Annotated in this window: 18 protein-coding genes, 2 tRNA genes and 2 riboswitches; of the genes, 12 read left to right on the top strand and 8 right to left on the bottom strand. The window is 64.3% G+C overall.

The annotated features are described in order from the left end of the window. The first annotated feature begins 50 nt into the window (after positions 1 to 50). The 3 genes from DC363_RS07600 to DC363_RS07590 all read left to right on the top strand — a co-directional run bounded on the left by DC363_RS07600 (position 51) and on the right by DC363_RS07590 (position 2,273). A complete protein-coding gene (locus DC363_RS07600; protein WP_108640531.1) occupies positions 51 to 869 on the top strand; it encodes a DUF481 domain-containing protein in 819 nt (272 codons plus the stop codon). A 197-nt stretch (positions 870 to 1,066) separates the two neighbouring features. After that, positions 1,067 to 1,141: transfer RNA gene (locus DC363_RS07595), tRNA-Gly, on the top strand. Positions 1,142 to 1,277: 136 nt separating this feature from the next. After that, positions 1,278 to 2,273, top strand: coding sequence for a sensor histidine kinase (locus DC363_RS07590; protein WP_108640530.1), 996 nt, complete (start codon positions 1,278 to 1,280; stop codon positions 2,271 to 2,273). A 21-nt stretch (positions 2,274 to 2,294) separates the two neighbouring features. Here the strand turns inward: DC363_RS07590 and DC363_RS07585 are convergent, their stop codons facing one another. Beyond that, complete coding sequence (locus DC363_RS07585) at positions 2,295 to 2,888, bottom strand: GNAT family N-acetyltransferase (RefSeq protein WP_108640529.1); 594 nt, start codon at positions 2,886 to 2,888, stop codon at positions 2,295 to 2,297. A gap of 198 nt (positions 2,889 to 3,086) precedes the next feature. On the opposite strand from DC363_RS07585, the gene hisB reads away from it, so the two are divergent. Then, positions 3,087 to 3,674: an imidazoleglycerol-phosphate dehydratase HisB gene (hisB, locus tag DC363_RS07580; RefSeq protein ID WP_108640528.1), complete on the top strand. Its 588-nt coding sequence runs from the start codon at positions 3,087 to 3,089 to the stop codon at positions 3,672 to 3,674. Further along, entirely contained in the window at positions 3,671 to 4,309 is a 639-nt protein-coding gene (hisH, locus tag DC363_RS07575; protein ID WP_108640527.1) for an imidazole glycerol phosphate synthase subunit HisH, read from the top strand. The genes hisB and hisH overlap by 4 nt, the downstream gene beginning before the upstream one ends. A gap of 80 nt (positions 4,310 to 4,389) precedes the next feature. On the opposite strand, the gene DC363_RS07570 is transcribed toward hisH, so the two are convergent. Beyond that, positions 4,390 to 4,773 (bottom strand): DUF2147 domain-containing protein, encoded by a 384-nt coding sequence (locus tag DC363_RS07570; protein WP_108640526.1) that lies wholly within the window; start codon positions 4,771 to 4,773, stop codon positions 4,390 to 4,392. Between the two features lie 129 nt (positions 4,774 to 4,902). Here DC363_RS07570 and hisA point away from each other — a divergent pair, with 129 nt between their 5' ends. From hisA to DC363_RS07550, 4 genes are read left to right on the top strand one after another with little or no spacing between them, the layout of a single operon-like run. Next, a complete protein-coding gene (hisA, locus tag DC363_RS07565) occupies positions 4,903 to 5,622 on the top strand; it encodes a 1-(5-phosphoribosyl)-5-[(5-phosphoribosylamino)methylideneamino]imidazole-4-carboxamide isomerase (protein WP_108640525.1) in 720 nt (239 codons plus the stop codon). 58 nt (positions 5,623 to 5,680) lie between these two features. After that, positions 5,681 to 6,439: an imidazole glycerol phosphate synthase subunit HisF gene (gene hisF / locus DC363_RS07560; RefSeq protein WP_108640524.1), complete on the top strand. Its 759-nt coding sequence runs from the start codon at positions 5,681 to 5,683 to the stop codon at positions 6,437 to 6,439. Position 6,440: 1 nt separating this feature from the next. Further along, on the top strand, positions 6,441 to 6,743 hold the full coding sequence (locus DC363_RS07555; protein ID WP_108640523.1) for a phosphoribosyl-ATP diphosphatase: 303 nt from the start codon (positions 6,441 to 6,443) through the stop codon (positions 6,741 to 6,743). Next, a complete protein-coding gene (locus DC363_RS07550) occupies positions 6,740 to 7,027 on the top strand; it encodes a Dabb family protein (RefSeq protein WP_108640522.1) in 288 nt (95 codons plus the stop codon). The genes DC363_RS07555 and DC363_RS07550 overlap by 4 nt, the downstream gene beginning before the upstream one ends. Before the next feature lie 108 nt (positions 7,028 to 7,135). Here the strand turns inward: DC363_RS07550 and DC363_RS07545 are convergent, their stop codons facing one another. From DC363_RS07545 to rlmB, 3 genes are all read right to left on the bottom strand, one after another. Continuing rightward, entirely contained in the window at positions 7,136 to 7,573 is a 438-nt protein-coding gene (locus DC363_RS07545; protein ID WP_108640521.1) for a CoA-binding protein, read from the bottom strand. 184 nt (positions 7,574 to 7,757) lie between these two features. Further along, positions 7,758 to 8,093, bottom strand: coding sequence for a hypothetical protein (locus tag DC363_RS07540; RefSeq protein ID WP_108640520.1), 336 nt, complete (start codon positions 8,091 to 8,093; stop codon positions 7,758 to 7,760). A 15-nt stretch (positions 8,094 to 8,108) separates the two neighbouring features. Next, positions 8,109 to 8,894, bottom strand: a complete 786-nt coding sequence (gene rlmB, locus DC363_RS07535) for a 23S rRNA (guanosine(2251)-2'-O)-methyltransferase RlmB (protein ID WP_108640519.1) — start codon at positions 8,892 to 8,894, stop codon at positions 8,109 to 8,111. Positions 8,895 to 9,015: 121 nt separating this feature from the next. Between rlmB and DC363_RS16825 the strand changes: the two genes are divergently transcribed. Then, positions 9,016 to 9,099, top strand: a tRNA-Tyr gene (locus tag DC363_RS16825). A 602-nt stretch (positions 9,100 to 9,701) separates the two neighbouring features. Here the strand turns inward: DC363_RS16825 and gcvP are convergent. Genes gcvP through gcvT form a run of 3 tightly spaced genes read right to left on the bottom strand, consistent with a single transcriptional unit; the run spans position 9,702 to position 14,060 of the window. Then, complete coding sequence (gene gcvP, locus DC363_RS07530; RefSeq protein ID WP_108640518.1) at positions 9,702 to 12,545, bottom strand: aminomethyl-transferring glycine dehydrogenase; 2,844 nt, start codon at positions 12,543 to 12,545, stop codon at positions 9,702 to 9,704. Between the two features lie 12 nt (positions 12,546 to 12,557). Continuing rightward, on the bottom strand, positions 12,558 to 12,920 hold the full coding sequence (gcvH, locus tag DC363_RS07525; protein ID WP_108640517.1) for a glycine cleavage system protein GcvH: 363 nt from the start codon (positions 12,918 to 12,920) through the stop codon (positions 12,558 to 12,560). 15 nt (positions 12,921 to 12,935) lie between these two features. Next, positions 12,936 to 14,060 carry a glycine cleavage system aminomethyltransferase GcvT gene (gcvT, locus tag DC363_RS07520; RefSeq protein ID WP_108640516.1) on the bottom strand — a complete coding sequence of 375 codons (1,125 nt, stop codon included), beginning with the start codon at positions 14,058 to 14,060 and terminating at the stop codon, positions 12,936 to 12,938. Between the two features lie 83 nt (positions 14,061 to 14,143). Continuing rightward, a riboswitch (glycine riboswitch) is annotated at positions 14,144 to 14,222 on the bottom strand. Further along, positions 14,223 to 14,307: riboswitch (glycine riboswitch) on the bottom strand. Between the two features lie 248 nt (positions 14,308 to 14,555). Between gcvT and DC363_RS07515 the strand changes: the two genes are divergently transcribed. Together DC363_RS07515 and DC363_RS07510 are read left to right on the top strand one after the other, a co-directional pair. Continuing rightward, a complete protein-coding gene (locus DC363_RS07515; RefSeq protein WP_108640515.1) occupies positions 14,556 to 15,755 on the top strand; it encodes an efflux RND transporter periplasmic adaptor subunit in 1,200 nt (399 codons plus the stop codon). Further along, a complete protein-coding gene (locus DC363_RS07510; protein ID WP_108640514.1) occupies positions 15,755 to 18,883 on the top strand; it encodes an efflux RND transporter permease subunit in 3,129 nt (1,042 codons plus the stop codon). Before DC363_RS07515 ends, DC363_RS07510 begins: the two co-directional genes overlap by 1 nt. The last annotated feature ends 3 nt before the right edge of the window (positions 18,884 to 18,886 follow it).

Genomic DNA, 18,886 nt, shown 5'->3' with positions numbered 1-18,886 from the left:
GGGCAGCACGATCGACGCCGCCGCGGCGTCCCGAACGAACAGGACTTATCATGACAAAAACATACCTTCTTATGACCGCCGCCGTTGTCGCTTTCGCGGGCGCGCCCGCCATGGCACAGACCGTTCTGGGCGATTCCGCCGCCGAGACCCGCAACGAAGACCTGCGCGAAAGCATCGAAGACGATTTCGAGCGTGACGTGCCGTCGTTCGGCAACGAAGGCCGTGCCCTCGGGTTCGACGGATCGGTCGCCCTGCAAGCCAATGCTACGGACGGCAACACTGACAACGCATCCGTGGGCCTTGGCATGAACATGGGCTACTATGACGGTCTCAACGGCTATGACCTGCAGCTGAGCTACCAGTACGCAGAGACCGATGGCGTCTCGACCGAAGAGAGCCTGCTTTACAGCGCGCAATACACCCGCGACTTCGGCCGCTCCTACTTCGGGTTCGCCAAGCTGCAGGGCTCCGTCGACAGCTTGCCCTTCGACACCTCTGACAACTACCTTGGCGCGGGTGTGGGCTACCGGATCTACAACACCGCCGATCTGCAGTGGTCGGTGCAGGGTGGCGTCGGCTACCGTGTGGCAGATCTGAACACGGCGGACGATCTTGAAGAGCCCGCGATCAGCGTGTCGTCGAACTATTACAATAGCCTGACAGACACCGTCTCGCTCACCAATGACACCGACATCATCGCGTCGGACAGCGACACCGTGGTCTACAACGATCTTGGCGTGAACGTGGCGATGACCGACGTGCTGGCCCTGCGCACAAGCGTGCAGACCGAATACCACACCGACCCGCAGCCGGGCCTGAAAGACACCGACAACACCTTCGGCGTCTCGCTGGTGTACAACTTCCAATAAGTCCCTCGTTTTTTGCATTCTCGAGGACCAAGGGGAAAGGGGCGGCCATGGATTTGGTCGCCCCTTTCTTCGTTCTCCGCCCCGTTTTGCGCTGGAAAACCAAGGCCCGCGCCGGGGGTGAAAAATATTCGCGAAAAGTCGTTTTTTCCTCTTGCGGGTGCCAGCCAGACTTTATACATCCTGCCTCACGAAACGGTGCGGGCGTAGCTCAGGGGTAGAGCATAACCTTGCCAAGGTTAGGGTCGGGCGTTCGAATCGCCTCGCCCGCTCCATTTCGTCACTTCCATAACATTTCGACCAAAGCACGCGGCGCCCCCTCGCCGGTCGCTTCGCCTTGCCAACCGGTGCAAGGTCGCGCATTTTGACGGCAGGCCGAACGGCCATCCCCTTGATGCGCCGGACCTGCCCATGCCCCCTGCCCCGACGACCTTTGAAGAGCGTTACAAGATTGCCCGCAAGGTGGCCGGGCTTGGTATGGGGGATGTCGATTATCTGCGCGATACGATCACCCTTGATCCCGTCGCCGCCGAGATTTTCGATCTGCCGGCAGAGGTGCCCATTGCCCGCGCCGAGCTGCACGGTCGGATCCACCCGGCCGACCGCGACACCATCGAGCATGAGGTGCACCGGCTACTGCCCCCCGAATCCGCGCCTTCCATAGACGTGCAACACCGCGTGCAACATCGCGACGGCTCTTTGCGCTGGGTCGCGGCCCGCAAGGAAGTCCGGTTCGAGCCGCGCCAGCCGGACGGGCTGCCGCGCCCCGTGACCGGCATCGTGGCGATCATGGATATCACCAGCCTGAAACAGGCCGAGGAACACAGCCACCTTTTGCTGCTTGAGGTGCGCCATAGGTCCAAGAACCTGCTCACCGTGGTGAACGCCATCGCACGGCGCACCTTCGGCCGCGAGGCTTCGAACGACGCGCTCAAACGGTTTTCGGCGCGGCTGGCCGGGCTGGGCCGCAACCTTGATGCGCTGGTGTCCAACAATCTCGACTCCGTGGATTTGCGCACCATCGCCACCGGCCAGCTTTCGGCCTTTGTGCATTGCGAGGACAACCGGCTGCATCTGTCCGGCCCGAAGGCCCGCTTCGCCACCGATGCAGCACAGGGGATCGGCATGGCGTTTCATGAGCTTGCAACGAACGCGGTGAAATACGGCGCGCTGTCGAACGATACCGGGCATATCGACCAGTCTTGGCGCTATGAGGGGGATACCTTTGTGCTGCGCTGGGAGGAACAGGGCGGACCGCCGGTCTCGGCCCCCACCCGGACCGGATTCGGCCAAACGGTCATCTGCACAATCGCCGGGGCTTCGGTCGGCGGCAAGGCCGTGATCGACTACGCGCCGGACGGGCTGGTCTGGACGTTGACAATGCCGCGCCGCGTCGTCCTGTCCTAGGCACCTGACCTGACGCCGGTTTCAGTCGGCGGGAATGATCGGCACGTGCGGCGCGCGGTCTGGCGACAGGATACCGGCCTGCCGCGGATCATCGGCGATCTCGACCTGTCGGCGGTAAGCGGTGAAACCCGAGCGCAGATAGAACGGCAGCGCCTGCGGACTGTCCAGCGTGCAGGTGTGCACATGAAACCGCGTGATCGGCTCGGCCCAGGCTTTGGCAATCGCTTGCCCCATAAGCCACCGTCCCGCCCCCTTGCCCACCATCGCGGGGGTGAAGCCGAAATACCCAAGCTCGCATTCGCCCGGCTCGCGAAAATCGAGTTCTAACATCCCCTCATCGCGGCCATCGACGCGCACCGAATAGACATGCACCCGGTCGTCGTTCAGCACAGAGGCAAGCTCTGCGTCGCTCAGCCCCAGCCGGGAAAACCACAGCCAGTCCGCGCCGATCCGGCTGAACAGATCGCGATACCAGTCAAGCTCCGGACGGGCGTGGAACACGAGCTCGGCGGCCGGGGCGGGATGGGGCGCCACTTCGGGTTTCTCGCGCATTTCCAGATGCGTCACCACCGAAGCGATCTTGCCCTGCGGGATGTCCAGAAAGTCCGAATTCATGCTGCCCTGCCCCTGTTCTGCGCCGAAAATTCTCAAGCCTTTGCGGGTCCAACAGCTACCGCAGCGGCGGCCCACGTCAAGCCCGTCCTCGGATGCGACGCGGCGACCGCGCATTCGACGCCACACCCACATGATCTAGTGGCTTGGCCCGGTCGGACGCGCGCCCTATAAGGGCCGCGACTTCAAAGGGATGCCCACATGCGCACAGCCACGATCACCCGCGAAACCGCCGAGACCCGGATCAGCGTCGAACTCAACCTCGACGGGACGGGAACCTACGACAACCAGACCGGCGTCGGATTCTTCGACCACATGCTTGACCAACTGGCCCGCCATTCGCTCATCGATATGACGGTGAAGGCCAAGGGCGACCTGCACATCGACGATCACCACACGGTCGAGGATACGGGCATTGCACTGGGTCAGGCGCTGGTCAAGGCGTTGGGCGACAAGCGCGGCATCAACCGCTATGGCGATTGCCATCTGGCGATGGATGACGCGCAGGTGCGCGCCGCGCTTGATCTGTCGGCCCGGCCTTATCTGATCTGCAATCTGGACCTGCCGACCACGAAAATCGGTGCTTTCGACACCGAACTGGTGCGCGAATTCTTTCAGGCCTTCAGCACCCACGGCGGCATCACCCTGCACATCGACCGGCTGCACGGGTTCAACAGCCACCACATCGTCGAAGCCGCGTTCAAGGCCGTCGCCCGCGCCCTGCGGGTGGCCGTGGAAACCGACCCGCGCAAAGGCGACGCGATCCCGTCGACCAAAGGTGCCCTTTGACCACGGTCCTGATCGACTACGACAGCGGCAATCTGCATTCGGCGCAGAAGGCGTTTGAACGGATGGCCAGCGAGACGGGTGCAGGCCGGGTGCAGGTCACCTCGGACCCTGATGCCGTCCGCCGCGCCGACCGGATCGTGCTGCCCGGAGACGGGGCCTTCCCCCATTGTCAGGCCCAGTTGCATGGCATCCCGGGCCTTGCGGACGCGCTCCGCGAAGCGGTCGAGGATCGGGCCGTGCCGTTTCTGGGCATTTGCGTTGGCATGCAGATGCTCGGCACGCGCGGGTTTGAATATCAAGAGACCCAGGGCCTTGGCTGGATCGACGGCGAGATTCGCGCGATCACGCCTGCCGACCCAACCCTACCGGTGCCGCACATGGGCTGGAACGATCTGGTGATTGACGCCCCGCACCCGGTGCTTCAGGGCATTCTGACCGGAGATCACGCCTATTTCGTCCATTCCTGGGCGATGCAGATGACCGACCCCACCCAACGGCTCGCCCATTGCGACTACGGCGGCGACATCACCGCCATCGTTGGGCGAGACAATATCATCGGGATGCAGTTCCACCCCGAGAAAAGCCAATCGGCGGGCCTGCGCATGATTGCCAACTTCCTCGGCTGGACCCCATGAAAAAAGCCGCGCCCGTCAATCTCCGGGTGCGGCTTTCCTTTGCTCCTCAGATCACTGCGGCGCGATCCTCAAGTTGAGTCTTAATTGCGCGTCCAGGTCTGGCTGGCACAGAACAGCCCCCCGGCAACACAACCACGCAGCCGCGCGGTGTTGCCTGAGATGTCCATCTTGCCAAGGTAGACCTTGTTGTTGGACGGACGCCAGACCTGCCCCTCATAGGCACCGCCACCCTGCGGCACCATGTTGATGACGATCTGCCGGCCGATGTTTTCCGATTGGTATTCGCCCGAGGCGTTGAACGTCCGCGCGATCACCCCGCAATAGGCCGGACCGCAGGGTGCGATATTCACCAGCGCATAGGATCCGTCATCCGTTTCGGTGCGCCATGTTCCCTCGATGGGGTCGGCAAAAGCCGCCGAGGCAAAGCCGACCATGGCGGCAAGCGTGACCAGAAATGTCTTCATGTTGCGTGTCTCCTCCCTGAGATTGCGACAATCCTGCCTGCAATCCCTGATTCCATTCAACCGTGACGTAGGGTCCGTTGCATCCGCCGCAGGTGCGTGCATAAACGCGGCAAACGAAAGGTGCCTGCGATGATCCTCTACCCTGCGATTGACCTCAAGGACGGACAGGCCGTGCGGCTGGTGCATGGCAACATGGATCAGACCACGGTGTTCAACGACGACCCCGCCGCTCAGGCCCGGGCCTTTGTCGCCGCTGGGTGTGAATGGCTGCATCTGGTGGACCTCAACGGCGCTTTCGCGGGTGCGCCGGTCAACGCCGCCCCGGTCGAAGCGATCCTCAAAGCCTGCCCGGTGCCTGCGCAACTGGGTGGCGGTATCCGCGACATGAAAACGATCGAAAGCTGGCTCGACAAGGGGCTGGCCCGGGTGATCCTTGGAACCGTGGCGGTGGAGGACCCCGCCCTTGTGCGGGAGGCCGCGAAAGAGTTCCCCGGTCAGGTCGCCGTGGGGCTGGACGCGCGCAACGGCTTTGTCGCCACCAAGGGCTGGGCGGAGGAGACCGACGTGCAGGTCGAAGACCTCGCCCACTCGTTCGAGGATGCTGGAATCGCCGCGATCATCTACACCGACATCCTGCGCGACGGCGCGATGAAAGGGCCCAACATCGCCGCGACCGAAGCCCTCGCCCGGGCGGTGGACATTCCGGTGATCGCGTCAGGCGGCGTCTCCTCGATGGAGGACCTCGCGGCGCTGAAAGCCACCGGGGTGATCTCCGGCGCGATCTCGGGCCGCGCGCTTTATGACGGGGCCATCGACCTTGCCACCGCGCTCGAGACGCTCAAAGGCTGATCGACCCGCGCGCCTCTGCCGCTTGCGGCCCCCCGCAAAGCCCCCTAGACCGTATCCCATGTTGAAAACCCGCATCATCCCCTGCCTTGACGTCGCCAACGGTCGCGTTGTCAAAGGTGTGAACTTCGTCGATCTGGTCGACGCCGGCGATCCGGTGGAATCCGCCAAGGCCTATGACGCGGCAGGCGCGGATGAGCTTTGTTTCCTCGACATCATGGCCACGGAAGAGAACCGTGGCACGCTCTACGATCTGGCCACCCGCACGGCCGAGGCCTGCTTCATGCCGCTGACCATCGGCGGCGGCGTGCGCAGCCATGAGGACGTGCGCAAACTGTTGCTCGCAGGGGCCGACAAGGTCTCGTTCAACTCGGCGGCGGTGGCGAACCCGGACGTGCTGACCGAAGCCGCGCTGCGCTTCGGCGCCCAGTGCATCGTCTGCGCCATCGACGCCAAGACCGTCGCGCCGGGCCGCTGGGAAATCTTCACCCATGGCGGGCGCCGCCCCACCGGCATCGACGCGGTGGAATTCGCCCTGACCGCGCAAGCCAAGGGCGCGGGGGAAATCCTGCTCACCGCGATGGACAACGACGGTACCAAATCCGGCTTCAACCTCGAGTTGACCCGCGCTGTCACCGATGCGGTCTCGATCCCGGTCATCGCCAGCGGCGGTGTCGGCACGCTGGATCATCTGGTCGAAGGCGTCACCAAGGGCGGCGCGTCTGCGGTGCTCGCCGCGTCGATCTTCCACTTCGGCACCTTCACCATCCCGCAAGCCAAGGCGCATATGGATGCCGCCGGAATTCCTGTGAGGCTCTGACATGTCGATCCGTGATCTCGCCCAAACCATCGCCGCCCGCGCGCAAGCGGATGCCGAAACAAGCTGGACCGCCCGGCTGCTGGCCAACCCGGACAAGGCCGCCGAAAAATTCGGTGAAGAAGCGGTTGAGGCGATCATCGAAGCCACGAAAGGGGATGCCGCGCGGCTGACATCGGAAGCCGCCGACGTAGTCTATCACCTCTTGGTCATGTGCGCCGCCCACGGAGTCACGCTTGACGCGATCGAAGCCGAACTGGCGCGCCGCACCGCCCAATCGGGCCTGCAAGAAAAGGCCAGCCGATGATCCGCCACATCGCGTTTTTCTCCGCCATCGACCGCGCCGACCTGGACGAGATCGAAGCCGGCCTTTGGCTGCTCAAGGACAATCCCCACGCGCGGGCATTCGCAGTGCACCGCAACCTCGGGCTGGACGAGATCCCCGGCCCGCATCCGGATTTTGTGGTGATCGCCGATCTCGAGGATGAAGCCGCGCTCGCCGCCTACAAGGCCCACCCGCTCTATGCGGAATCGATCCGCCGCGTGCGCCCCCTGCGCGACATCCGCGTCGCTGCCGACCTCGCCCTCTGAACGCCCCCCACGCCAAGATCCGCCCTTCCCATCTTTGCTTGAAAAAATATCCCGGGGGAGGCCGCAGGCCGGGGGCAGCGCCCCCCCCTTCACCCCACGCCAAACCAGCTACAGGTCAGCAACCGATGCCGCCCCGAACAGGCGGGGATACTCGATCTTCGGGCAGCGGTTCTGGATCACGGTCACGCCCCGCGCTTCTGCCGCAGCGGCGGCCCCCGCGTGCTCCACCCCGATCTGCATCCAGATCGTGCCAAGCTTCGGCCAACGCGCGAGCGCTTCTTCAACGACGGCGGGCACAGCCTCGGACCGGCGGAAAATATCCACCATGTCCACGTCGTCGGGCACCTCGGACAGCGAGCCATAAACCCGTTCGCCGAACAGCTCCTGCCCCGCAAGACCGCGATTGACGGGGATCACGCGGTAGCCTTTTCGTTGCAGGAACTCGGTCACATAATGGCTTGGCCGTTCGGGTTTGGCCGACACGCCAACGACCGCAATCGTGGCGGTCCGGGTGAACACATCCCTGAGCAGGTCATCGCTATACATATCCGGATCCTAGCCTATCAAATCGTGACAAAAAAGCGCCCGCATCGTTGTGCGGGCGCGAGGTACGGAACGAGGGACAGTAAGACAAAACAGAGAGGTTCCAGTCTCCGTTTCCAGATCTGATATGGATACGATTCGCAGAAATGTAAGGGGGATCAGGCAAACGTGACCGCGACGGGCGCGCTCAGTCGAAAATATCCTCGATCTCGTCCCAAACCTCTTCGGCAATCTTGCGCCACAACCCCTTGCGATTTCGCCGTTTTTTGGGATTTCGCGTCTCAGTGCGGTCTGGTCGGGACCGCTTGGCAGATGGCGCCGCGACCGGTTTTGCCGGGTTTCGCGCCGGCTTGCCGGTGGACTGGCCCACCGATCCCGCCGCCCGTGCCACGGGCATCTCTTTCATGTTCCGCAGCGGCGCGCCGCAGCTGGCGCAGCTCAGCTCATGTCGCTCCGCGCCCCGCAGGCGCAGCGCCGCGCGGGTGCCGCAATAGCAGCAGGTCGCGATCTTGGTGACGGGCATGCAGCCTCCTTTTGCCTAGGCACGGGAGGCATATAAGGCCACCGCCGCCGCATTCGAGACGTTGAGCGAGCCAAATTCACCGGCGAAGTCGATTTTAACCAATCTGTCGCAGGTCTGTTTGGTCTTCTCGCGCAGGCCGGGGCCTTCGGCACCCAGCACAAGCGCAATCGCGCGGTCGCGTTTGCCCTCGATCGCCGCCTCGATCCCCTCCTCGGCTTCACCGTCAAGTCCCAGCACCAGATAGCCCATGTCCTGCAGCTCGGTGATCGCCTCGGCCAGATTGCGCACCCGCAGATAGGGCTGCCGCTCAAGCGCGCCGCTGGCGGTTTTGGCCAATGCGCCGGTCTCCGGAGCGGCATGGCGGCTCATGGCGATGACGGCCTGCGCGCCAAACACTTCCGCCGACCGCAGGATTGCGCCCACGTTGTGCGGATCGGTCACCCGGTCCAGCAAGAGCACCCGCGGGGGGGTCTTGCCGTCGCCCATGCAGCGGTCCGCGATGCTGCCCCAGTCCAGCGGCTTGACCTCAAGCGCAGCCCCCTGATGCACCGATTGCGGGTCGAGCGGTGCGGCAAACTTGCGCGGCTCGGACATCTCGGGCTCGGGGCAGCCGTTCTGGCCCGGAGTGACCGCATCGCCCAGCCGGTCCAGCGCGTTGCGCGTGACCACCAGCCGCAGCTTTTCCCGGGCCGGGTTGAGCAGCGCGTCACGCACCGCATGCAGGCCGAACAGCCACACCGTATGGTTCGCCGCCGCCCGTTTGTCGCGCTCCTTGTCGACCACCCACTGAGGTTTCTTCATCGCCATATCCTTTCGGTTGCCCCTCTCATGCGGGGGATCGCAAAAAACCGCAAGGGCTGCCAAAGAATTGCGCTGAATGAGGTTGACGCCCCCCAAGGCCAAAGCTATTCACGCCGCCAGTGGGCGACAGGCCGCAAGGTGTGGCAGGGGACTGTAACTCCCTCGCGGAGACGCACGCCTGGTTCGATTCCAGGGTCGCCCACCACTGACGAAATGCACCGCATTTCGGCACCCGAAGGGCCAATAGGGCCAATCCCGGACACCCCCCAATCCGCGCGAGGCAGCGAATTGCGCAGCAACTCGCGTTCGCGCAGGCCACTGCGGTCACTGCATGCGCAAGGGTCTCACGGCGACAAGGGCCACCTGCGGTTCCCTCGCGGAGACGCACGCCGGGTTCGATTCCAGGGTCGCCCACCACTGCCGAAATGCACCGCATTTCGGCACCCGAAGGGCCAATAGGGCCACACCCAATCACCCCCACCCGATCCGCGCGAGGCCGCGAATTGCGCAGCAACTCGCGTTCGCGCAGGCCACCGTCATCGCCGCACGCGCAGCACGACGCACGTCTTGTGAGATTTTTTCAACCGCTCGTCTGCTATCAATCCCCACAATTCGACGCCCCAGCCCGGCGGCACGCCGGGCAACGCCGGCCCGCCCCCATCGGGGCGGCGTTCCGCCACCCCGGCGGGCCAACGCAGCCCTTGTGTATGCGCACCCCAGCCACAGCCCTCTTCCGTGTCCCCCCTCCAAACGAAAACCCCCGCCCGTTTTACCGGGCGGGGGCTCTCGATCTTGGCCAGCTCGCTGTTATTCCGCCGCTTCGGCGTAGTCTTCCATTGGCGGGCAGGTGCACGTCAGGTTCCGGTCGCCCCAGACGTTGTCGACGCGGTTGACCGGGGGCCAATACTTGTCGACGCGGAAGGCGCCGGGCGGGAAGCAGCCCGTCTCACGGCTGTAAGGGCGGTCCCAGTCCTTCACGAGGTCTTCCATCGTGTGGGGCGCATTCTTCAGCGGGTTGTTCTTGTCATCGATCTTGCCGTCCTCGATCTCGGCAATCTCGGCCCGGATCGCGAGCATGGCATCGCAGAACCGGTCGAGCTCGGCCTTGGTCTCGGATTCCGTGGGTTCGATCATCAGCGTGCCCGCCACCGGCCACGACATGGTCGGCGCGTGGAACCCGCAATCGACCAGCCGTTTGGCGATGTCATCCACGGTGACGTTGGCGCTGTCGGCGAAGGGGCGCGTGTCGATGATACACTCATGCGCCACACGGCCCGACGGCCCCTTGTAGAGCACGTCGAACGCGCCTTCCAACCGCTTGGCGATGTAGTTGGCATTGAGGATCGCCACCCGCGTCGCCTGCGTCAGCCCCTCACCGCCCATCATCAGGCAATAGGCCCATGAGATCGGCAGAAGCGACGGAGAGCCGAAGGCCGCCGCCGACACCGCACCTTCGCCCTCCACCGGATCGCCCGGCAGATGTTCGATCAGATGCGCCTTGACCCCGATCGGCCCCATGCCGGGACCGCCGCCGCCGTGGGGGATGCAGAACGTCTTGTGCAGGTTCAGGTGGCTCACGTCACCGCCCAGATCGCCGGGGCGCGACAGGCCCACCATGGCGTTCATATTGGCCCCGTCGATATAGACCTGCCCGCCCGCGTCATGGGTGATCTTGCAGACCTCGGTCACGGTTTCCTCGAACACGCCATGGGTTGAGGGATAGGTGATCATGCAGGCGGCCAGATTGTCGGCGTGCTGTTCGGCCTTGGCGCGGAAATCGTCCAGATCGATGTCGCCATTGTCGGCCGACTTGATCGGGACCACCTTCCAGCCGACCATCTGCGCGCTGGCGGGGTTGGTGCCATGGGCGCTCATGGGGATGAGGCAGATATTGCGGTGCTCCTCGCCCCGGGCACGGTGATAGCCCGCAATCGACAGTAGCCCCGCATATTCCCCCTGCGCGCCCGAGTTCGGCTGCATCGAGATCGCGTCATAGCCGGTGATGTCACACAGTTTCGCCGAGAGATCGTCGATCATCTGCGTGTAACCCTTGGCCTGATCCTTGGGGACGTAAGGGTGCAACAGCGCGAATTCGTCCCAGCTCACCGGCATCATTTCGGCGGCGGAGTTTAGCTTCATCGTGCAAGAGCCCAGCGGGATCATCGCCCGGTCGAGCGCCAGATCGCGGTCGGCCAGACGGCGCATGTAGCGCATCATTTCCGTCTCGGCCCGGTTCATGTGGAACACCGGATGCGTCAGGTAGTCAGAGGTGCGGATCAGCTTGTCGGGCACGCTGTAGTGCGGGGTGTAGTCCTTGTCCTTGCGATCAATGCCGAAGGCCGCCCAGACCGCTTCGATGGTCTCAGAGCGGGTGCGTTCATCCAGCGAGATGCCGATGCGGTCCTCTCCGACCTTGCGCAGGTTGACGCCGTTCGCCACGGCGCGGTCCATGATCTCGCGCTGTTTGTCGCCCACCTCGACCGTCACGGTGTCGAAGAAGGTCACCGGGCGCGGATCGAAGCCCGCCTGTTTGAGCCCTTCGGCCAGACGCGCGGTCTTGCGGTGGATGCGCTCGGCGATGGCGCGGAGACCTTTCGGCCCGTGGAACACTGCATAGAACCCGGCCATCACCGCCAGCAAAGCCTGCGCGGTGCAGACGTTCGACGTGGCCTTTTCGCGGCGGATGTGCTGCTCGCGGGTTTGCAGCGCCAGACGGTAGGCGCGATTGCCGTGGGCGTCGATGGAGACACCGACGATCCGGCCGGGCATGTTGCGCGCATAGGCCTGCTTGGTTGCCATATAGGCCGCGTGCGGCCCGCCGTAGCCCACGGGCACGCCGAACCGCTGGGTCGAGCCCACGGCGATGTCCGCGCCCATCGCACCCGGTTCCTTGAACAGCGTCAAAGACAGCGGGTCGGCGGCGATGACGCCCACGGCCTTAGCGGCGTGCAGCGCCTGCATCTGCGGCGTGAAATCGCGCAGCCGCCCGTGGGTGCCGGGATACTGGAAGATCGCGCCGAAGACCGCCTCGGCGTCCAGATCGTCGGGATCGCCGATGATCAGCTCGATCCCCAGAGGCTCGGCCCGGGTCCGCATCACGTTGATGTTCTGCGGGTGGCAATTCTCGTCCACGAAGAAGGCGGGGGCCTTGGACTTGGCCACCCGCTGCGCCATGGTCATCGCCTCGGCGCAGGCGGTCGCCTCATCCAGAAGCGAGGCGTTGGCGATTTCCAGCCCGGTCAGATCGCTGACCATGGTCTGGAAGTTCAGCAAAGCCTCAAGCCGGCCCTGGCTGATTTCCGGCTGGTAGGGCGTATAGGCCGTGTACCAGGCGGGGTTCTCGAAAATGTTGCGCTGGATCGCGGGCGGCGTGACCGTGCCGTGATAGCCCTGCCCGATGAGCGAGACGAGCACCTTGTTCTTGCCGGCCACCTCTTTCATGTGGTGGAGCAATTCACGCTCGGACTTGGGTTTGCCAAAGTCCAAGGGGGCCTTAGCGCGGATCTGCGGCGGCAGGGTGTCGTCGATCAGCGCGTCAAGGTCCTTCGCGCCCACCACGTCCAGCATGGCATCCATCTCCTCGGGCGAGGGGCCGATGTGGCGACGGTTCGCGAAATCGTATGGCAGGTAATCAGTGGGCGTGAAGGTCATGGGTTTGCGTCCTTAGCCAATCATCTTGTTGTAGGCGGCTTCGTCCATCATGTCGTCCATCTGCGACAGGTCGGACGGTTTGATCTTGAAGAACCAGCCGTCGCCGATGGCGTCGCTGTTGGCCAGGCTCGGATCTTCGGCCAGCGCTTCGTTCACTTCGACAATCTCGCCGTCCAGCGGTGCCAGAATGTCCGAGGCGGCCTTGACGCTCTCGATCACCACAATCTCGTCATCCTTGCTGACCGTGGTGCCCACCTCGGGCAGTTCCACGAACACCAGATCGCCCAGCTGCGTGGTGGCGTGTTCGGTGATGCCCACGACATAGACGCCGTCGGACTCTTCGCGGAGCCATTCGTGCTCTTCGGTATATTTCATAGCTCTATCTTCCTGTTATCGTTTAACGTTTGCCGGTGTGAAGGGCATCTTGGTGAGTGTAAGGGGTTGGCGTTTGCCGCGCAATTCACCGTAAACAGTGGTGCCCGTGGTCGCGTGATCGGCGGTCACATAGCCCATGGCAACGGGGCCGCCCACGGTGGGGCCGAAGCTGCCCGAGGTGATGATGCCGATGCTGTCGCCCCCGGCCGCGTCGGCGAAGAGTTGCACGCCTTCGCGCATGGGGGCGCGGCCTTCGGGGCGCAGGCCGACGCGTTTGCGCGCGGCGCCGTTTGCCATCTGGTCAAAGATCACATCGGCACCGGGAAAACCGCCCGCGCGCGCACCGTCCGCGCGGCGGACCTTCTGGATCGCCCAGGTCAAAGCCGCTTCGACCGGGGTGGTCTTCGCGTCGATGTCATTGCCGTAAAGACACAGGCCGGATTCAAGCCGCAGGGAATCCCGCGCGCCCAACCCGATAAGTTCAACGTCGTCATGCTCGAGCAGCGCCTTGGCGATGGAACTTGCATGCACGGCGGGCACGGAAATCTCATAGCCGTCCTCACCGGTATAGCCCGAGCGCGACACCCAGGCCTCAACCCCGTTGAGGTCAAGCGTCGCCACATCCATGAAGGCCATGTCGGCCGCGCGCGGATCGAGTGCGGCGAGCACCGCCTCGGCTGAAGGGCCCTGCAGCGCCAACAGCGCGCGGTCGGTGATTTCGGCCACGGTGAGATCCGGCTCAAGCGCCGTTTTCATCCGTGCGATGTCCGCGCCCTTGCAGGCAGCATTGACCACCACGTAAAGATGATCGCCCCGGTTGGCGAACATCAGATCATCCTCGATCCCGCCGGCGTCGTTTGTGAAGAACCCGTAGCGCTGGCGCCCATCTTCCAACCCAAGGACATCCGCAGGGATCAACCGCTCAAGCCCCCGCGCGGCCGCTTCGTAGCTGTCGCCCTGCACGATCACCTGCCCCATGTGGCTCACATCGAACAGGCCGGCCTTGGCCCGCGTGTGCAGATGCTCTTTCATAACGCCCATGGGATATTGCACCGGCATTTCGTAGCCGGCAAAGGGCACCATCTTGGCGCCTGCCTCTAAGTGCAGATCATAAAGCGGGGTCTTCAACAGTTCAGCCATATCGCCACTCGTCTCTTTCAAGCCGGCGAGACCCTTAACGAATCAAGCGGCACCTGTCCTACGCAGGATCATTCCTGCGCGCTGGTGCCTCCTCTGTCCTTTCGCCTGAGATCGTTATCCCTTCGGCGGGTGCGTGCGGCACCACTCTCCAGAGTTGTCGTCATTCCGGTCTCGGTCCTGTGGCCTGAGAGATTCCGAGGCGGTTGCTCCTTCGGCACCAGCGAACTGGTTCTCCCGAGATCGGGTCGTGGGTTTACGTAGCTGAAACGCCCCCTCGCTAGCAAGTGAGAAATGGTGAAGTGCGACGTCCCTGCGCGCGGCCACGGGCTGATAGGTCTTGCCGATCGCAGCTCATGGCCCCCAAGGAGGAGTGCGCGCAGAGCCGGACGGGGTCAATTTCACCTGATCTTTATGGTTCGGGTTTGAATTTTCGCAAAAATAGGTCACATGACACCCACGTTGGAGCGTCCCGGACGTCACTTGAGGAAATACCACATGAATTCGCCGTCGAATGTTTCGGACCTGTCACCGGAGTCCCCCGCCGTGACCGAGGCCCGCCGGGCGGATCCATCGACCGGCCCCGGGGCGGATGCGCCAGTGGCGCGGACCCTGCAGTTCGAGACCGACAAGGGCGCGTCCCGCTCCACATGGTTCGCAGCCTTTCTTCTGATTGCCATCGTCGGCTGGATGGGCAGTGGCTTCGTTCTGCCGTCCGAGGATGACGCGCCCCCGCCCCTGCGCGAAGAACCCGCGCCGGTGGCCGTCGCGGTTGAGCCCTCGACCGCCGAGACGGTGCCGCAGGTGTTCCGCGCCGAAGGACAGGCCGAACCGGACCGCGACACACTGCTGCGGGCGGAAGCCTCGGGCGACATTGCCGAGGTTCTGGTGCGCAAGGGCGACGACGTGGACGCCGGAGAGGTGATCGCCCGGTTCGATCTCACGACGAACGCGGCGGACACGAACCGCGCCGAGGCCGAGCTTGCCCGCGCCCAGCGCGATTTCGACAACGCGCAAAGCCTGCTGGAGCGTGGAGTTGCCACGGTGGACCGCGTGACCCAGGCCCGCGCCGCCCTTGCCGCAGCACAAGCGCAGGTCACCGCCGTGCAGGAAGCCGCCAAATCGCTGACGATCACGGCCCCCTTCGCCGGGCGCATCGAAGAGTTGCACATCAACGAGGGCGAATTCGTCTCGGCCGGGTCCGAGGTGGGCCGGCTGGTGGACATCACGCCGCTGACCGTGGTGATCCGCGTGCCCCAGCAATCGCTGACCCAGCTTGAGGTGGGCCAGCCCGCCGTCGTCCGCTTCATCACCGGAGAGGAGCTTCCCGGCACCGTGACCTTCGTGGGCAGCTCCGCCGCCGCCGAGACCCGCACCTTCCGCGCCGAGATCGAGGTCGAGAACGCGGACGGCGCGATTCCTGCGGGCATCTCCGCCGAGATCGTGATCCCGACCGGTGAGGTGACGGCCCATTTCATCGCGCCGTCCATCGTCTCGCTCGACACGCAGGGCACGCTGGGCGTCAAAACGGTGAATGCCGACAACATCGTCGAATTCTACCCCGTCGAGATCGTCAAGGCGCAGATCGACGGCATCTGGGTCACCGGCCTGCCTGACGCGGTCGACATCATCACCGTGGGCCAAGGATTCGTGAACATCGACGAAACCGTGGCCCCCATGACTGCGGAGCCCTCCTGATGGGGACGTTGATCGACGCCGCCTTCTCGCGCTCTCGCGTGGTGGTGATGGCGCTCATGATGCTGCTGGCCGTGGGCGCCTACGCCTATTCCGCGATCCCGAAAGAGGCCAATCCCGAAGTCCCCCTGCCCTTCTTCTACATCTCCACGGGGCTGGACGGCATCAGTCCCACGGATGCAGAGCGCCTGCTGCTCGAACCGATGGAGACCGAGTTCGGCTCAATCGAGGGGCTCGACAAGATGAGCTCGGAGGCCACCGAGGGCTTTGCGTCGATCCAGCTTGAATTCACGCCGGGCGGCGACAACGACGAAGCCCTCGACAAGGTGCGCGAGGCCGCAGACCGCGCCCAAGGCGACCTGCCCGAGGACGCCAACGACATCACCATCACCGAGATCAACACCGCGCTGTTCCCGGTGATCACCGCGATCCTCTCAGGTCCGGTGCCCGAACGCACGCTGAACGCGCTGGCTGAAACCCTGCAAGAAGAGCTGGAAAGCCTTGAAGGGGTGCTTGAGGTGGATATCGGCGGCCAGCGGTTCGAGTTTCTTGAGGTGCTGATCGATCCTACCGTGTTCGAGACCTATAACCTGTCCTTTGATGAACTGATCGGGCAGATCCAGCGCAACAACCGTCTGATCGCCGCAGGCGCCATCGAGACCGGGGCCGGACGCATCGTGCTCAAGGTGCCGGGGCTTATCGAAGACCTCGAAGACGTCATGGCGATCCCGGTGAAGGTGCGCGGCGACGCCGTGGTGACCTTCGGAGACGTGGCGACAGTGCGCCGGACCTTCGAGGACCCCAGCTCGTTCGCGCGGATCAACGGGCAGCCCGCGCTGGCACTCGAGGTGACCAAACGCTCCGGCGCAAACATCATCGAGACTGTGGACGAGGTGAAGGCCCGCGTCGCCGCGCTGAAAGCCGAATGGCCGGACTCCATCAACGTAACCTACCTGCAGGACCAATCGAAATCCGTCAAAGATCTGCTCAACGACCTAGAGGCCAACGTGATCGCCGCGGTGATCCTTGTGATGATTGTCGTGGTCTTCGCGCTGGGCACCCGCTCGGCGATCCTTGTGGGTCTGGCGATCCCGGGGGCGTTTCTGGCCGGCGTCACAGCGCTTTGGGTGATGGATTACACCATGAATATCGTGGTGCTTTTCTCGCTGATCCTTGTGGTGGGGATGCTGGTGGACGGGGCCATCGTCACGGTCGAACTGGCCGACCGCAAGCTGCAAGAAGGGATGCCCGCCCGTGCGGCATATGCATTTGCCGCCAAGCGCATGTCCTGGCCGATCATCGCGTCGACCGCGACCACGCTGAGCGTGTTCTTCCCGCTGTTGTTCTGGTCGGGCATGGTCGGCGAGTTCATGAAATACCTGCCGACGACGGTGATCCTGACGCTGTTTGCATCGCTGTTCATGGCGCTGATCTTCATCCCGGTCGTGGGCGGTCTCATCGGCAAACGGCAGCCACAAAGCGCCAAGGACAAGGCGGCACTGCACGCGGCCGAACTGGGCGATCCGCGTGACATGGGGGGCTTCACCGGCGCCTATGTCAAGCTGTTGCACTGGGCCATCCTGCGCCCGGGTGCCACGCTGCTGCTGGCCATCGCGATGCTGCTGGGGGCCTTCAGCCTTTATGGGCAGTTCGGCAAGGGCGTCAGCTTCTTCCCCTCGCCCGAGCCGGACTTCATGCAGGTGCAGGTGCGCGCGCGGGACAACTTCTCGATCTTCGAGCGCGATGCGCTGGTGCGCGCGGTGGAAGACCGCCTGCTGCCTTACGACGAGATCGCCAGCATCTACGCCCGCTCCACCATGAGCGCCGGTCAGGGGGATGAGGAAACCATCGGCACGCTGCAACTGGAACTCACACCCTGGGACACGCGCCGCACGGCGGACGAGCTTGGCATGGAGATCCGCGAGTCCGTGGCCGACATCGCCGGCATCGACGTGCAGGTGCAGGCCCAATCCATGGGGCCCACCTCGGGCAAGCCGGTGAACCTGCAGATCACCGGGCGCGACCCGGAAAAGCAGGAAGAAGCGGTGCTGATGATCCGCGGGATCATGGACCGGCTGGGCGGATTTACCGACGTGACGGACACCAGCCCGGTGCCGGGGGTCGAAGTGTCGATCCTTGTGAACCGGGCCGAAGCCGCGCGGTTCGGCGCGGACGTGAGCCTTCTGGGGCAAGCGGTGCAACTGCTCACCCAGGGGGTGACGGTGGCCGACTACCGCCCCGGCGATGTGGACGGCTCGCTCGACATCCGGGTGCGCTTCCCGCGTGAGGATCGCTCGCTTGCGGAACTGGCCAGCCTGCGGGTGCCCACCGCGTCCGGTCTGGTGCCGATCTCGAACTTCGTGACCTTCGCCCCCTCCGAGCGCACCGGCGTGATCCGGCGTATCGACGAAAAGCGCGTCACCACGATCGAGGCAAACGTCGCGCCGGGGCTGCTGGTCAACGATCAGGTGATCGCGCTGAGCGCCGCCATCGACGCCGCCGATCTGCCCGACGACGTGAGCTACTCCTTCGCGGGTGAGGCGGAAGACCAGCAGGAAAGCATGACTTTTCTGGTCGGCGCCTTCATCACCGCGATTTTTCTGATGTTCGTGATCCTCGTGATCCAGTTCAACAATTTCTATCAGGCCTTTGTCGTCATGAGCGCGATCGTCTTCTCCATCGCGGGGGTTCTGATGGGGCTGGTCGTCACCGGTCGCCCCTTCGGCATCGTCATGGGCGGCATTGGCGTCATCGCGCTGGCCGGGATCGTGGTGAACAACAACATCGTCCTGATCGACACCTACAACGACCTGAAAAAGGCCGGGCAATCCCCGCTTGAGGCCGCGCTGCGCACCGGCGCGCAACGTCTGCGTCCGGTGTTTCTGACCTCGGTGACAACGGCGCTCGGGTTGATGCCGATGGTGATCGGCTTGAACCTGAACTTCTTCACCCGCGAAATCGTCTACGGCGCGCCGTCGACCCAGTGGTGGACCGAGCTTTCGGCGGCCATTGCGGGCGGGCTGGTCGTGGCGACCTTGCTTACGTTGGTGGTCACGCCCGCGATGTTGATGCTGGGCGAGCGCAACAGGGCCACCCCGGCCCCGTTGCTCGATCCGCATGCTGCGACCTGACGG

Origin of the sequence: Thalassorhabdomicrobium marinisediminis (assembly GCF_003072065.1) — a bacterium.
In the GTDB taxonomy this organism is placed as follows: domain Bacteria; phylum Pseudomonadota; class Alphaproteobacteria; order Rhodobacterales; family Rhodobacteraceae; genus Octadecabacter; species Octadecabacter marinisediminis.
Note: the sequence above shows the minus strand (reverse complement) of the source record. Positions and strands in the feature narration are given on the sequence as shown.

Bases quoted from the DNA above. Each gene is read 5' to 3' on its own strand.
- rlmB (WP_108640519.1), bottom strand. From the start codon at position 8,894: ATGAAGAAACCTCAGTGGGTGGTCGACAAGGAGCGCGACAAACGGGCG.
- DC363_RS07585 (WP_108640529.1), bottom strand. From the start codon at position 2,888: ATGAATTCGGACTTTCTGGACATCCCGCAGGGCAAGATCGCTTCGGTG.
- DC363_RS07515 (WP_108640515.1), top strand. From the start codon at position 14,556: ATGAATTCGCCGTCGAATGTTTCGGACCTGTCACCGGAGTCCCCCGCC.
- gcvP (WP_108640518.1), bottom strand. From the start codon at position 12,545: ATGACCTTCACGCCCACTGATTACCTGCCATACGATTTCGCGAACCGT.
- hisB (WP_108640528.1), top strand. From the start codon at position 3,087: ATGCGCACAGCCACGATCACCCGCGAAACCGCCGAGACCCGGATCAGC.
- DC363_RS07555 (WP_108640523.1), top strand. From the start codon at position 6,441: ATGTCGATCCGTGATCTCGCCCAAACCATCGCCGCCCGCGCGCAAGCG.
- DC363_RS07540 (WP_108640520.1), bottom strand. From the start codon at position 8,093: ATGCCCGTCACCAAGATCGCGACCTGCTGCTATTGCGGCACCCGCGCG.
- DC363_RS07570 (WP_108640526.1), bottom strand. From the start codon at position 4,773: ATGAAGACATTTCTGGTCACGCTTGCCGCCATGGTCGGCTTTGCCTCG.
- gcvT (WP_108640516.1), bottom strand. From the start codon at position 14,060: ATGGCTGAACTGTTGAAGACCCCGCTTTATGATCTGCACTTAGAGGCA.
- DC363_RS07600 (WP_108640531.1), top strand. From the start codon at position 51: ATGACAAAAACATACCTTCTTATGACCGCCGCCGTTGTCGCTTTCGCG.
- DC363_RS07550 (WP_108640522.1), top strand. From the start codon at position 6,740: ATGATCCGCCACATCGCGTTTTTCTCCGCCATCGACCGCGCCGACCTG.
- DC363_RS07590 (WP_108640530.1), top strand. From the start codon at position 1,278: ATGCCCCCTGCCCCGACGACCTTTGAAGAGCGTTACAAGATTGCCCGC.
- hisA (WP_108640525.1), top strand. From the start codon at position 4,903: ATGATCCTCTACCCTGCGATTGACCTCAAGGACGGACAGGCCGTGCGG.
- hisF (WP_108640524.1), top strand. From the start codon at position 5,681: ATGTTGAAAACCCGCATCATCCCCTGCCTTGACGTCGCCAACGGTCGC.
- DC363_RS07510 (WP_108640514.1), top strand. From the start codon at position 15,755: ATGGGGACGTTGATCGACGCCGCCTTCTCGCGCTCTCGCGTGGTGGTG.
- DC363_RS07545 (WP_108640521.1), bottom strand. From the start codon at position 7,573: ATGTATAGCGATGACCTGCTCAGGGATGTGTTCACCCGGACCGCCACG.
- gcvH (WP_108640517.1), bottom strand. From the start codon at position 12,920: ATGAAATATACCGAAGAGCACGAATGGCTCCGCGAAGAGTCCGACGGC.